Source organism: Enterococcus rivorum, from assembly GCF_001742285.1.
Lineage (GTDB): Bacteria > Bacillota > Bacilli > Lactobacillales > Enterococcaceae > Enterococcus_L > Enterococcus_L rivorum.
Genome location: NZ_MIEK01000001.1, coordinates 1 through 14,811 on the forward strand (window position 1 = coordinate 1; position 14,811 = coordinate 14,811).

Consider the following 14,811-nt stretch of genomic DNA (forward strand, 5'->3'; position numbering starts at 1 on the left):
TGGCGACGAAAACGATTGATGGTACGGTAACTGATTTGTTCATGATTAGCCAACCACCGCATCCGATAACTGTCTTCCAACAGAAATTCTATTCTTCTTCCTGAAAACACTTTTTGTGTATACGCATACAAAATGACTTTTAACATCATTTTGGGATGGTAGGCTGGACGTCCAAGTGGTTGTTCTAGTTGATGAAACAATTTCTGTGGAATGGCTTCAACTAGCGAGTGAACGGCAAAGACAACATCGGTTTCGGAAATAAACTGATCCATATCTAGTGGTAAAGTTGTTTGATTGATGGTATAATTTTTAAACATAAGAGCACACTCCTTTGATTTAGTTTCGACACTTTAATCATACTAGGTTGTGTGCTTTTTGTGTAGCCCAAAAGTGAAAAAAGCTCGTTTATTCAGTCTATTTCCTTATGATGAGGAATAGAGAGGGCTCATACTTCCAGAATAAGCAGCCTCAAAAGCAACTGGGGAATTACGAGCTGTTTTATTGCTATTTACAGCTCGTTTGACGCCAGTTAGGAATGAAATCGGCTCGTTTCTTGCCGAGTTGCTTCCGGCTAGCTGCCTCTTCGTTGATAGTTGATCCCTCTTGTTTTTTAAACGGAACATTCTCTTTTTTTAGAAATCAAAAAAGTGAGGCAACAATCAGATGTATTTCTGACTATTGTCCCACTCTCTATCCAATATCTTTGAATCAGTTTACCATCAATAGTTTTTTCGTCTTCTAGTTTTCCACCATTTTTAATGATTGTTATTTTAGAAGGTTCATTTTCTTTGTCACAGGTGAGTAAGACTTTTGAGTGTCCTTTCTCTTTAAATATAGCTAAAGATTGCTTTAATAATTCATTGGCATAGCCTTTTCCGCGGTGGGAAGGTACAACCCCATAACCAATATTTCCACCCAATTTCAGTAATTTTTCGTTTAGTTGATACCTTAATTGAACTGCCCCAACCAATTTAGACTCTTTTTCCAAAAATAAAGTTTCTGCTGGTACAAAAGAATGACTTGAATTTTTTTTATCTTCTTGGAGTTTTTCTAACCACTGTTGATAAGTCAGTCCATTTAAATTAGCAGAAAACGGCGTTATTCTGCTTTCTCCCACTTGTTGCCAATCTTGAACAAATAATCGATACTTCTCTTCATCTTCACTATTCAACGCTTTTAATGTCATAAACTGCACCTAATTTCGATTAATATTTTTGTTTCTCAGGAATTACTCCTCGAACACCGCCTAAAGGCTCTTTCATATCTCCATGATACCTTGGGATTAGATGAATATGACAATGCATAACACTTTGTCCAGCATCTTCTCCACAATTTACACCAATATTGAACCCACTAGGCTGAGACTCCCTATCCAACATCTTTTTTCCACGGATGATTAATTCATCGATTGCTACTTTTTCTTCTTTTGATAAACTAAAATAATCGCTCTTATGATTTTTAGGTATAATTAAAAGATGGCCTTCACTGACGGGATATTTATCAAAAAAAGCACCTGCAAATTCGTTCTCTATATAAAATTTATTCATTTCACAAAAAATACAAGTTGCCATCAGAATCCTCCTACTCAAATTATTATTTTCAAAAAGAGGATGGGTGTTTGTCCCATCCTCTTCTTACTTGATTTTTATGCTATTATCGCACCATTCGGCATTTCTTTTGGCGCGTCAACTAGTTGAAGTTTTCCATCAGGCGCTTCAGCTGATAGAATCATTCCTTGACTGATTTGTCCACGCATTTTTCTTGGTTTTAAATTCGCAACAACGACAACTTTACGACCAATCAGCGCACTTGGATCAGGATAAAATTCAGCAATTCCCGAAAGAATTTGTCTATCTTGTTCGTCACCAGCATCTAGACGGAATTGTAAAAGTTTGTCCGCTCCTTTTACTTTTTGACAGTCTATCACTTCAGCAACTTTTAGTTCAATTTTATCAAAATCTTCGTATTTGATTTGCTCTTCTTTTATAGAAGTCAATGTTGTTTCTTCTGGATCCCACTTCATTTCCTCAGCAGTTGTTTGAGCATTATTAGACATCTGCTTTTTGATATAGATAACTTCTGTTTCAAGCTCCAATCGAGGGAAAATAGGTGTTCCTTTCGTCGTTACCTTTACATTCAATGGGAACTCTCCAAATCGAATCCCTACCATCTGCATCTTTTGAGAATCTAATCCTAACTGTTCAAAAATTCTTTTAGGAGCTTCTGTCATCATTGGTTGTAGCAAAATAGCAACAATTCTTAAGCTCTCTGCTAAGTGAACCATAACACTGTCTAATTCTTTTTTCTTCTCTTCATCTTTGGCTAATACCCAAGGCTCAGTTTCATCAATGTATTTATTAGCTCTAGAAACTAATGTCCAGATTTCAGCAATTGCTGTATTAAATTCCATTTTTTCCATTGCTTCATGATATTTACCAATCACATTCGCTGCAGTTGTTGATAATTCACTATCAAAAGGTGTTACTTTAGAAGAATATGCAGGAACATGTCCATCACAATATTTGTTAATCATGGCAATCGTACGGTTAAGCAAATTACCTAAATCATTGGATAAATCATAGTTCAAACGAGAGACAAAATCTTCTGGCGTAAATACTCCATCACTACCAAATGGAATGGCACGTAATAAATAGTAACGTAACGCATCTAAGCCGTAACGATCCACTAACATATCCGGATAAACAACATTGCCTTTTGATTTAGACATTTTCCCATCTTTCATCAATAACCAACCGTGTCCAAATATTTTTTTAGGTAATGGCAAATCTAGTGCCATTAACATAATTGGCCAATAAATGGTATGGAAACGAACAATTTCTTTCCCAACCATATGCACATCTGCAGGCCAATATTTTTGATAAAGAGAATCGTCTGTAGACCCATAACCTAATGCAGTAATATAATTAGATAATGCGTCAATCCAAACGTAAACAACATGCTTAGGATCTTTTGATAATGGAACGCCCCATGAAAAAGTAGTTCTAGAAACCGCTAAGTCTTCTAATCCAGGCTTGATAAAGTTATTCAACATTTCATTTTTTCTTGATTCTGGCTGAATAAATTCTGGGTGTTCATCATAATATTTCACTAATCGCTCTGCGTATTTGCTCATACGGAAGAAATAAGATTCCTCTTTAACAAGTTCTACTTCGTGACCACTTGGCGCTTTTCCACCAATCACTTTTCCTTCATCATTGCGATAAACTTCAGCTAATTGTGTTTCCGTAAAATACTCTTCATCAGAAACAGAATACCAACCTTCGTACTCTCCAAGATAGATATCCCCTTGGTCTAATAACTGGTCAAAGATTTTTTGAACGGCTTCTTTATGATAGTCGTCTGTTGTACGAATAAATTTGTCATAGCTAATATCTAATGTCTTCCATAATTTTTGCACATCAGCTGCCATTTTATCCACATATTCTTGTGGTGAAACGTCTAATTCTGCTGCCTTATGCTCTATCTTTTGTCCGTGCTCATCTACACCTGTTAAATAGAATACATCGAAGCCCATTAACCTTTTATAACGTGCCATTGCATCGCATGCAATGGTTGTATACGAATTACCAATATGCAACTTGCCACTTGGATAATAGATTGGTGTAGTAATATAAAATGTTTCTTTCTGTGTCATAACAGGAAAGAACCCCCTTTAACAATTTTCGAGAATCTTCTAAATTCATTCTTAAACAGTATACCATATATCAGACTTTTTGAACTATCAAATCCGTGTGTTTTATTAAGGTCTACTTCCTATAAAAATTCAGCATGATTCTATTTTTACTGTCGCTTCACTAACTTTCTTTTTCCTAAATACTATCGAATAACGCCATCCTTGATTGCCGCCGCTGAAACTTCTTTAGTAATAATTTCTGCAAGATTTTCATTAAAAACCGAAGGGATGATATATTCTGGTGTTAATTCAGATTCTGGAATAATATCAGCAATTGCCTTGGCTGCTGAAAGTTTCATATTATCAGTAATTTTAGTCGCCTTTGCCATAAACGCTCCTTTAAATAAGCCAGGAAATGCTAAAACATTGTTGATTTGATTAGGATTATCCGAACGACCCGTTCCTACGATTTTTGCTCCAGCTCCCAAAGCCTCTTGATAGGTGATTTCTGATTCGGGATTGGCCATAGCAAAAACAATCGCATCCTTATTCATGGATGAAACCATTTCTTTTGAAACAAGTTTAGGCGCTGAAACACCAATAAATACATCTGCCCCGCTCATTGCTTCTGCCATTGAACCTTTAAAATTCTCTTTATTTGTTATAGAAGCAATTTCTTTTTCTAAAAAGGACATTTGATTCTGATTTTCTTTTCCTACGACACCATTAATATTATACGCAATAATCTCTTCGACACCAAAATCAACTAACATTTTAATAATTGCACTGCCTGCTGCACCAGTTCCTGAAACAACAACTTTGATATCTGAAACATTTTTATTTACAATTTTCAAAGCGTTAATTAAGGCTGCGATAGTTACAATTGCTGTCCCATGTTGATCGTCATGAAAAATAGGGATATCAAGCTCCTCAATTAATGCTCGTTCAATCTCTACACAGCGTGGCGCAGAAATATCTTCTAAATTAATTCCTCCAAAAGTTGGAGCTATAGCTTTTATGATAGTAATTATTTCTTGTGGGTCTTTTGTATCCAAGCATATTGGCACAGCGTCAATCCCACTAAATTCTTTGAAAAGTAAGGCTTTCCCCTCCATTACTGGTAACGCTGCTTCTGGACCAATGTCACCTAACCCTAGAACCGCTGTCCCATCAGTTACAACCGCTACTGTGTTTCCTTTCCAAGTATAATCATACGCTTTTTCAGGGTTCTCTTGAATCTTTCTACAGGGTTCTGCAACCCCGGGCGTATAAGCTAAAGACAAGTCTTCTTTGGTTTCCAACTTCACTTTAGAAGTTACCTCAATTTTCCCTTGCCACGTTTTGTGAGCCTCTAATGCTTTTTCATAAATAGTTGTCATTTTATTTCCTCCTACAATCGTTTCCTAACATTTTTTCAGGTTTTACCCACTGGTCGTATTCTTCTGCAGTTAACAAATGTGAAGCAATTGCTGCTTCTTTTAAAGTGATTTCTTCTAAATAGGCTTTTTTGGCAATCATTGCTCCATTATCATACCCTATATGTGGGTTTAACGCAGTTACAAGCATCAATGAGTTTTCAACATAGTCTTTCATTTTCAACTGATTGGCCTTAATCCCTCTTAAACAATTCTTTTCAAAAGATACAAGTCCACCTGCTAACAGTTGAATACTCTGAATAAAATTATAAGCAATTACGGGCATAAAGACATTTAATTCAAAGTTTCCTTGAGAGGCACCAATGCCAATTGTTGTGTCATTTCCCATCACTTGAATCGCCACCATGGTTAGAGCCTCACATTGCGTCGGATTTACTTTTCCCGGCATAATTGAACTACCTGGTTCATTTTCTGGAATTGTTATTTCACCTAGGCCACTCCGAGGTCCACTAGCCATCCAACGAATATCATTAGCCATTTTCATCGCATTAGCTGCTAAAGCTTTCAAGCCACCAGAAACAAACGCAATCGCCTCTTTATTCGCTAAACTATGAAATTTATTGGGTGTTTCTTTAAATTGAATTTCTGTTTCAAGTGACAGCTGTTCAATAAAAGTTTGAACGTACTCAGGTGAAGCATTCAAACCAGTTCCTACAGCAGTGCCACCCATGGCTAAGTCTTTTAAACTTTCTAAAGATTGTTCCAACATCCTCAAATTGCTTTCAAAGGCTGAACGCCATCCACTGATTTCTTGTCCAAAAGTTACAGGCGTAGCATCTTGTAAATGTGTTCGACCAATTTTGATGATTTCTTGATTTTCTATTTCTAATAACTGAAGCGTTGTGATGATTTTTTTTATTGCTGGATAAAGTTCTTTTTCAATTAAAAGAACACCAGAAATATGCATCGCTGTCGGGAAAACATCGTTTGAGCTTTGAGACATATTCACGTGATCATTAGGATGCACCTTTACCCCTTCTTGGGCTGCTAAATGAGCAATCACTTCATTAACATTCATATTTGATTGGGTACCACTTCCCGTTTGCCAAACAGATAAAGGGAAATGTTCATCTAATTGACCAGCAATGATTTTATCTGCAGATTTTTGGATGACTTCACTGATAGATTTATCCAATTTCCCAGAAAGCTCATTAGAGCGAGCTGCCATTTTTTTCACTAATGCTAAAGCATAAATTAAAGGTAACGGCATTTTTTCTGAACCTATTCTGAAATTATTTAAACTTCTTTCTGTTTGAGCCCCCCATAAACTTGATGCTGCTACTTTAATTTCTCCCATCGAATCTCTTTCTAAGCGATATGACATTTTTTACTCCTTCCAGACCTTACTTTGATAGTTTCACTATACTTATTTATTGGTTATTTCGCAATGATAATTCAACGATTTTTTCTAACTTATTAGTGGCAACCTTGCTCAGTTTAAGAAATAAAAAAACAAGCACTATGAGAGCACTTGTTTAACTATTCCATTTCATTAATTCACTGTTTACATTTTCATTAATCTATTTTAATTCTTCATTAGCTAAACTATGCTTGTATCCATAGAAGAAATAAATGACTAACCCGATTACTAATGTGACACCAAAAATCTGCCATGTTGCTGTTTTTAACTGTAACATCAATGCCATACAAATAAAAATAGATAAAATCGGAAGGAACGGTACTAATGGTACTTTAAATTCTTCTGGTTTTGGTTTACCAAACATTTTTCTCAATTTTATAATACCAACAGCCATCATCATTAAATACATTAGACTAACAATATTTGTTAATTCTGCTAATAGCTCCATAGGTACAAGCCCAGCAAAAATCATGGCACAAAGTCCGGCAACATAGGTCGCATTTTTTGGCGTACGGCGTTTTTCATCAATTTTACTCATAAACTTAGGTAATAGACCATCCTTACTAATTGCATAAATAACTCTAGCTAAACTGTACATCATAGAAATCGTTACTGTTAGTAAAGTTAAGATAGCTCCTACAGAGATCAAACCACCAATTGTAGAATGCTGAATAAAACGCATAGCAAATGCGACTGGATCTTTTACCCCTAATTGAGTAAAAGGGACAATTCCGGTTAAAATTAATGTCACAACGATATAGAGAATCGTGCTAATAATTATTGATCCAATAATCCCTTTAGGAATGTCCTTTTGGGGATTTTTCACCTCTTCTGCAGCCATACTCACAGAATCGAATCCTAGAAAAGCAAAAAAGACCAAAGCAGCACCACTAATCACACCAGAAAAACCAAATGGCATAAAAGGCTGCCAGTTTTCAGGTTTCACATAAAAAATCCCAATTCCCACAAATAAAGCAATAATAGCAAACTTCACAAAAACCATAATGTTATTTAAGCGCAACGCAGTTTTTGCTTCTTGTGATACCCAGAAAGTGACCAAAACCACTACTAACATTGCGATTAGGTCAATATAGGTCCCCTCAGCTGAATTGTAAGCGCCACTGATAGCTTTAGGTAAGTTCACTCCTAAACTATCTAAAAAACCATGTACATAACCTGACCAACCTGAAGCAACAGAGGAAACAGCTAGAAAGAACTCACAAATTACTAGCCAACCTGTCATCCAAGCAATAATTTCTCCAAATACAACATACATATAGGCATATGGCCCACCAATAACCGGGACTCTTGAAGAAAATTCTGCATAACATAAGCCTGATAAAATAATTGCAATAGCAGCTATCACAAAAGAAAGCGTCAATGCCGGTCCTGCATATTCATTCGCTGCTACACCTGTAATAACAAATATTCCTGTTCCTACAACTGCTCCAATTCCTAGCATAATAAGATCTACGGTTTTTAATTCTTTTTTCATTGCTCCCGACCCACTTGACGGAGCACTCATTTTTTTCTTTCTAAAAATTGACATTTTGGCCTCCAAAAAAATAGGCGTAAACAAATGGTCTACACCTTCATATACCCTAAAAGAATACCACCTAAAATAACAAAAAGGCAACCAAAAATGACATATCTCATCTCTTTTTTAGTTTTGTATTCTCCAAGTAGAAAAATTCCTCCCAAAGTAGAAATAATAATCCCCATTTGAGAAAGAGAAAAACTAATCGCTAAGCCCATTGTCTTCATGGTTAACAACATACAGATATTTCCGAGTCCCCATAAAAGACCACAAATTGTATTTTTCCAGACATACTGATTAACTTTTATTTTTTTAAATGCAAAAAAACTAGCACCAACAACCATCCCGATTCCTTGTGGCAAAATAATTCCCCAAGGATCTAAGCCCATAGCTTTTATTAAAATCGTATAAGAACCATACCCAATCGTTGAAAAAACAAGTGCTCGCAATCCCTTATTAAAATTCAGCATTGACCAAGTAGTTTTTACACCACTTTCGTCATCTTTTCTAGCTGTCAAATAAGCACCTAATACAAGTAGCGCAAGAGCAATAAATCCTAACGTGAAATCTCTACTACCTTGCCACTCATGAAAAATAATCGCTCCAGCAATCGTATTGACAATTAACTGCATCCCCGTTGAGACGGGTAATCCAACGGAAACACCCATATACTTCATCCCATGAAATTGTTGATTCTGTCCGACGCTCCAAAATAATCCTGATAAAATTCCTACAACAACCAGTTGAAAAGTCATTACTGGTTGAACGAATAAAAAAATAAAAGCAGAAAAAATAAAGGCACCGATAGTCATCCCTAATGTCTGTTGATTTGCACTACCTCCAATTTTACCACTAATTAAACCAATACTCCCCCATGCAAACATTGGGATTAAGGCTATGAATAAACTCATCTTATTCTCCAATCCATTTTTTATCTTATTTCATTGAAATAACTGAGAAATGGAAAAAGTAATTTCATCGTAGTTCCTTCTCCCTCAATTGATTCCATTGATAATTCATGCCCTAGTTTTACAGCCAGTTTTTGAGCTAAATATAAGCCTAATCCTGTTGAATGTTGTTCACTTTTACGTCCATTCTCACCAGTAAAACCTTTATCAAAGATTCTTCGCTGATCTTTTTTAGGGATTCCTATACCGGTATCTTTTAATGAAAGCCAAATTCCTTCTTTTGTCCGCTGAATTTCTACCGTAATCTCTCCACCTTTTGGAGTATATTTAATCGCATTACTAACTAGTTGTCTAAAAATGAAAGCGACCCATTTAGAGTCTGTCAAAACCGTAGCATCCTCTCCAATGATTGTGAACTGCAAGTTCTTTTGAATAAAATAATTGGCTTGCGTTCGGATGACCGATTGAACAATTTCTTTTAATGAATATTCTTGAATTAGATAATCTTTAGAGAAGCTATCTAATCGTGCATAATAAAGAACTTGCTCGACATAATCCTCAATTTTCTCCAATTCATTTTCTAGTAAATAATATTTTTTTTCTGGAATATCATCCTCTAATGATTGTAAAAGTAAATTCACAGCAGACAACGGGACTTTGATTTCATGAACCCAAGAATCGATATATTCTTTTTGCTCTTGTTGAGAACTAATCGCTTGTTGCATCACTTGTTGGTGCTCTACTATCAAACCATTGACATATTCTTGTGACATTTTTTCTTCATGTTTTGATGCATATTCTAAATAATTTTGTAAAGAAGGCGGATGTTCAGACGTTTCAATCGACTGCCACCAACGTTTTTTTAGCGAATAATCAATAACTAAAAAAAGAACGAGCAATAACCCTTCTAATAATACAATATACCCCATCACAGACATCGTCAACTTCATTTCAGGAGATAACCATAAAATGAAACAGGTAATCCCTACAAAGGAAAACCATCCAATAAATAATAGCCAATGATCTTTTAAATATTTACAGATTGTCATTTTCCCACCTACTTACGGAACAATATAGCCTTGTCCGACTTTCGTTTCAATATATCCTTCGATTCCAGCCTGTTCGATTTTCTTTCTTAACCGATTGATATTAACAGTTAAAGTGTTGTCATCGACGAATCGTTCATCTTCCCAAAGAGCCCTCAATAATTTTTCTCTCGTTAATATTTTTCCATGTTTCTTTACTAAAATGTATAGTAAACGATATTCATTTTTACTTAAATCAATTGTTTCACCTTTAATCTCCATACTTCCATTGTCAACATTCAAGGTTATTCCGTTATGAGACATTATCTCACTACTACCTTCAGAATAATTATAAGATCGTCTTAGCAAAGCATTAATCTTAGCAATTAAAACATCTATCTGAAACGGCTTCGTCACAAAATCATCTGCTCCCATATTCATAGCCATAATCATGTCCATATTCGTATTTCTACTAGAAATAAAAATAATTGGTACTTTAGATACCTCTCGAATTTTTTGGCACCAATAATAGCCATCAAAAACAGGTAAATTAATATCTAATAAAATTAATTGCGGTTCTTCTTGCTGGAAATCTTCCATTACGCGGTTAAAATCAGTGGTTCCAAATGTATCTAATTGCCACTTTTGCAACTCTTCACTGATCAATTCGCGAATCGTTGCTTCATCTTCTACAATCATAATCTTTGACATTTCTAATCCTCCAATTTGATTATTACTTTCATTCTACCTTAACAGAAAAAAAACGTCATTCATATAGGACTTTTTGCCGAATTTTATGATAAATATTTAATAAATAAAAAAAGAGAAAGCAACATTCACTTTCTCTCATTCCACAGTTTGTTTTAGATACTCAAAAAATTAAATTCTTCTTCCCAAGGAAAGTCACCAGACGTTTCAACATTTTTAGGCCAATGCTTACACCACTCAGGTACTTCTGGTTTTTCTACTCTTTCCGTACTTGGCGTATAAGGCTTGATATCAAGAAGCGGACTGTCATTTTCGGCATCCAAGTAGCTTACTTGAATCCTACCTTTTGCTTGATCGATAGTCACAATTTCCACGACTGAGTACGCAATCAAATTAGGGCGCGCTGGGCTTCTAGTAGCAAAAACACCTAATATGTCTGGCGACTTTTTATAAGGCTTTTCTACTTCTAAAATAGTCCTCATCTCTGGAACATCAAATTGATCAAACCAGTAAAGAACATCCACATGACTAAAACCTTCCAAGCCTTGAATTCCCGCAATATATTCTGGTAGCAACTGAATAAAAAATCCTTCCTCGTTAACTTCTGTGTAACCAATGGCATTTACCGTAAATTTTTTCATTTACTATCCCTCCTGTACAAAAAGCATACAGTCTCACATCATGTTAGAGTCAAGAGATTTTTTTAATGGAATTTGTAACTCGGTTAAATAATTTTCAGAATCCATTTCTTCACAGGGTCCTCGATGCGCTATCTGTCTAGTAGGTACTGACATTTCAAATTCCTTATTTGTATCTAACCACTTAGCCAAGGAACCGTAGGCACTTGCAATTTTTTCATAAGGGCCCTTAACAAAAATAGAAGCTACTAAGGGAAGTTCTTCTATTTGATAACATTGAAGTGGCTCTTCTACTTCAACGATTTCCTTAACTTTTAAACAAATTTCGATATCTATAGATTCCTCGTGGTAACATTCGTCATGAAAAATAGTAATATTATCTGGCGTTCCAGGTAGAAAGTCAACCTTTTGCTTTTCAAGCTGTTTGCCAAACTCTACCCATAATTTCCCTTCATGAAAATAAGTAGGGATTTTCTTCCTTAACGAGACAATGGATTCTTTAGGTACTGTTTTAAAACTAACATGATAAAATTCTTCATCCTCATTCTTGATTCGCTGAATCGTCTCTTCAATTTGCAAAAGACGTTTCTTTTCAAGCTCTATTTCTTTTTCAATCTGCTGATATTTTTCATTTAAACGTTTTTCCAAATGACTCTCATCTACTGATTGAATCACTTCAGCTATTTCTGCAACAGAAAATTTCAAATTTCTTAATAAAACAATCTTTTCTAAAACAGGCAATTGCTGTACTTGATAAAAACGGTAGCCTGACTCTTCATCTATTTTAGCTGGTGTTAATAACCCTTGTTCGTCGTAATATCGTAACATCCGAATAGATACTTGCGACAGTCTTGAAAATTCTCCAATCTTAAACATAATTCCTCCTCGATGTGACTAATCAATAATATCCATAACAAAAAAGCTATCTGAGGTCCAATTGGGACCCCAAGACAACTTCTATTCAAATACAATCACAGAACTACTTGAAACCATCTTCCCAACAAATAAAAATATACCATCCAATAATAAAATTGTCATATTTACTCCAAAAAGGATAGATAGCTTCTCAAGTCCATGCATTTTCTTCTTTTCTTTTAATATTAAATACAAAATAAAATTACTGCCGTAAGTAAAGACTGTTAAAACAATCACCAAATCCAACAAACCAACACTTCCCTTTTTATACTAGCTAACTCCCAAACAAATCTAATTGTACGCTATGTTTTAAGCATTGGGAAGGTCGATTTTTATTTTTCTTGGCTTGTCTGAATAGATTTCTTCAGCTTCAAAATACTTTAGCCATATAATATTCATCTATATAAGTGCCATTTTGATAAATTGATTTTTTTCTGATGCCTTCCTTTTGAAAACCTTGTTTTTCATAAAGTTTTATTGCCCGCAAGTTTGTTGACATAACCGTTAACTCCAAGCGAGTCACTTTTTCTTTTTCAGTCCAAGCATTGAGTTGTGAAAAAAACTGTTTTCCTATTCCTTTTCCTTGATACTTTTGTAAAATTCCTACAACTATATAGACAGTATGATTCATCTTCTTATATATTCCTCTTTGGGCTGAAAGATAGCCCACCAATTCTTGATTTTCATTTACTGCAACTATAAAAAAGCTATTTGAATGAATAGTTTCAATAATAGACTGGTGAACCTCAGAAACTTCACTCCTTCGTTCCTCTGGTTTTAATAACATATAGCTAGTTTCTAAGTCTAGTTTTCTCTGTAGCTTCAAAAAATGCTCTGCATCCTCTATCGAAATTTGTCTAAAAGAAATCATTTTTTCTCCTTAACTGATTCTAGGTTCTCTTCTTAAAAAAAATGAATCCATTTTTTTAAAAGACTAACCAATTAGTTGCCATTGACGATTACGATCAAAATACTCCGCCTCTGATTTGGCTTGATTTACTACTTCTTTAGGATAATTAAGAACTTGCAATAGTTGAATCGCATTTCTTGTTTTTGAAGGACCTTCTCTTAAACAATAATCAAAAGTTACCCCATTTTCTTCGGTTACTTGCTCTTCAAAATGAACGTTGCTACAAGAATCTTTTAAAATTTCTGTCAGTTCTATATCATGAGTTGCCACAAAAGCGAGACTTGGAAATTTTCCTAACCAACTTACCATACTAGCAGAAGCTGCAATTCGTTCAATCGTATTAGTTCCTTTCAAAATTTCATCCACAAAGCACAAACACGGAACCTTTGTTTCAGCCAATTGTAAAACTCGTTTTACTGATTTTATTTCAGCTACAAAATAACTATCTCCTTCAAAAATATCATCTTCTACTGCCATAGAGGTTAGTATATGACCATGAGGTAAGCGAAAGTCTAATGCTAATGCGGTGTGAATTGTCGCTGCAAGGATACAACTAATTGCTACACTCTTTACATAAGTGGACTTCCCCGAGGCATTTGAGCCTGTTACAAGGGTATTGCGTTCCCACTGAACATCATTCGGTACTGGTGTGGTCAATAACGGATGGTAAACTTCGCTACCTTTAACAACAACCTCATCAGTAAATACAGGTTGACATGTATCTGGCATAATTGTCCTAAAATTTAAAACAGCTGCTGCAACTTCTAATTCTCCCGACAGACGCCAAATTTCTTTTGCTTCATTCTCATAATTGATTAATTTTGCAATGACAAAATTATAAGAAATAAACGGTAGCATAAACATCATTGATAAGTAATCAAAAAATAACTCCGCTTCACTATTTGATTTTACTCTAAAGGCAATACCAAATTTCGTGATTGCTTCAATAGATTTCAGATTCCCTTTCAATTCATCTTGAAAAGGAGTCGGTATTTTTGAAAGCTTTTTGGCTGTGGAAATAGTCTGAACTAAATACCCCATGCAAGCAAGTTCTCGGTCTAACAATTGTTTTTTCAGCTGATAATAGACTACATTAAATAAAATTGAACCTAATAACAAAATAATTGAAAAAGTTGAAGGGATGACTACTATCGTAAATAACGCAAAAATAGGTAATAAGCCCAAAAAAATATACAGTCCGACATTGGGAAGTTTTTGATTCTTTGTTTCGTTTAAGTAGCTCTCCACCAGATTGTTATCCTTTTTTCCTAGACAAGCAAATAAATATTGTATTTGCTCTCTTTGCTCCGGATTATTTTGGTAGTAGCTGATTAAAGTTTCTAGGCGTTCATGATGGGTTTTAGAGAAATTAAAATTTCTTAAGCGCTGATACAGAGCTTCTGAACCAGCACTAGAATAAGTCGCGTTTATTTGCTCAAAGAGCGTAAATCCATCAAGATCATACCATGTGATATCATCCACTTCGCTATCATACTGCCTATATTTTTTTGCTTTAACCCAAGCAGATTTTAAACTTTCTTCTTTATCAAATACGCGCGAATACGGTAGCTTTCCCCATCTTTCTTTGACCCTTCTTCTTAAGCCTAGACGGTTCTTTATTTCTATAAGTATGATTGCAAAAATTATCAATGCAATAAAAATTAAAACGACTGCAACCTGTGTCGGCATAGAAATCCCTCACATTCTCTTTTTCTATTTAGTATATGTTTTTTATTACTC

The 14,811-nt window shown here is 35.0% G+C and carries 15 protein-coding genes; all 15 read right to left on the reverse strand.

Features of this window, described 5'->3' with window-relative positions; all coding sequences use genetic code 11:
- Window positions 1–317: transposase (locus tag BCR26_RS00005; protein ID WP_139124838.1), on the reverse strand; the 317-nt coding region annotated here is incomplete at its 3' end.
- Window positions 318–610: 293 nt separating this feature from the next.
- Window positions 611–1,186, reverse strand: a complete 576-nt coding sequence (locus BCR26_RS00010) for a GNAT family N-acetyltransferase (RefSeq protein WP_069696905.1) — start codon at window positions 1,184–1,186, stop codon at window positions 611–613.
- Between the two features lie 19 nt (window positions 1,187–1,205).
- Window positions 1,206–1,571 (reverse strand): HIT family protein, encoded by a 366-nt coding sequence (locus BCR26_RS00015; RefSeq protein ID WP_069696906.1) that lies wholly within the window; start codon window positions 1,569–1,571, stop codon window positions 1,206–1,208.
- A gap of 74 nt (window positions 1,572–1,645) precedes the next feature.
- Window positions 1,646–3,655 carry a methionine--tRNA ligase gene (gene metG / locus BCR26_RS00020; protein WP_069696907.1) on the reverse strand — a complete coding sequence of 670 codons (2,010 nt, stop codon included), beginning with the start codon at window positions 3,653–3,655 and terminating at the stop codon, window positions 1,646–1,648.
- 182 nt (window positions 3,656–3,837) lie between these two features.
- Window positions 3,838–5,013, reverse strand: coding sequence for an NAD(P)-dependent malic enzyme (locus tag BCR26_RS00025; protein WP_069696908.1), 1,176 nt, complete (start codon window positions 5,011–5,013; stop codon window positions 3,838–3,840).
- Between the two features lies 1 nt (window position 5,014).
- On the reverse strand, window positions 5,015–6,394 hold the full coding sequence (gene fumC, locus BCR26_RS00030) for a class II fumarate hydratase (RefSeq protein ID WP_069696909.1): 1,380 nt from the start codon (window positions 6,392–6,394) through the stop codon (window positions 5,015–5,017).
- A 196-nt stretch (window positions 6,395–6,590) separates the two neighbouring features.
- Window positions 6,591–7,979, reverse strand: a complete 1,389-nt coding sequence (locus tag BCR26_RS00035; RefSeq protein ID WP_069696910.1) for an amino acid permease — start codon at window positions 7,977–7,979, stop codon at window positions 6,591–6,593.
- Window positions 7,980–8,014: 35 nt separating this feature from the next.
- Window positions 8,015–8,878 (reverse strand): GRP family sugar transporter, encoded by an 864-nt coding sequence (locus BCR26_RS00040; protein WP_069696911.1) that lies wholly within the window; start codon window positions 8,876–8,878, stop codon window positions 8,015–8,017.
- A 20-nt stretch (window positions 8,879–8,898) separates the two neighbouring features.
- Window positions 8,899–9,924 carry a two-component system sensor histidine kinase SapS gene (gene sapS / locus BCR26_RS00045; RefSeq protein ID WP_069696912.1) on the reverse strand — a complete coding sequence of 342 codons (1,026 nt, stop codon included), beginning with the start codon at window positions 9,922–9,924 and terminating at the stop codon, window positions 8,899–8,901.
- Window positions 9,925–9,936: 12 nt separating this feature from the next.
- Window positions 9,937–10,611 (reverse strand): two-component system response regulator SapR, encoded by a 675-nt coding sequence (gene sapR / locus BCR26_RS00050; protein ID WP_069696913.1) that lies wholly within the window; start codon window positions 10,609–10,611, stop codon window positions 9,937–9,939.
- A 152-nt stretch (window positions 10,612–10,763) separates the two neighbouring features.
- Window positions 10,764–11,249: an SAM-dependent methyltransferase gene (locus tag BCR26_RS00055; RefSeq protein ID WP_069696914.1), complete on the reverse strand. Its 486-nt coding sequence runs from the start codon at window positions 11,247–11,249 to the stop codon at window positions 10,764–10,766.
- A 33-nt stretch (window positions 11,250–11,282) separates the two neighbouring features.
- On the reverse strand, window positions 11,283–12,122 hold the full coding sequence (locus tag BCR26_RS00060; protein ID WP_069696915.1) for a MerR family transcriptional regulator: 840 nt from the start codon (window positions 12,120–12,122) through the stop codon (window positions 11,283–11,285).
- An 81-nt stretch (window positions 12,123–12,203) separates the two neighbouring features.
- Window positions 12,204–12,410, reverse strand: a complete 207-nt coding sequence (locus BCR26_RS00065; RefSeq protein WP_069696916.1) for a hypothetical protein — start codon at window positions 12,408–12,410, stop codon at window positions 12,204–12,206.
- A 121-nt stretch (window positions 12,411–12,531) separates the two neighbouring features.
- Complete coding sequence (locus BCR26_RS00070; protein ID WP_069696917.1) at window positions 12,532–13,032, reverse strand: GNAT family N-acetyltransferase; 501 nt, start codon at window positions 13,030–13,032, stop codon at window positions 12,532–12,534.
- 63 nt (window positions 13,033–13,095) lie between these two features.
- A complete protein-coding gene (locus BCR26_RS00075) occupies window positions 13,096–14,760 on the reverse strand; it encodes a MutS-related protein (RefSeq protein WP_069696918.1) in 1,665 nt (554 codons plus the stop codon).
- Between the last annotated feature and the right edge of the window lie 51 nt (window positions 14,761–14,811).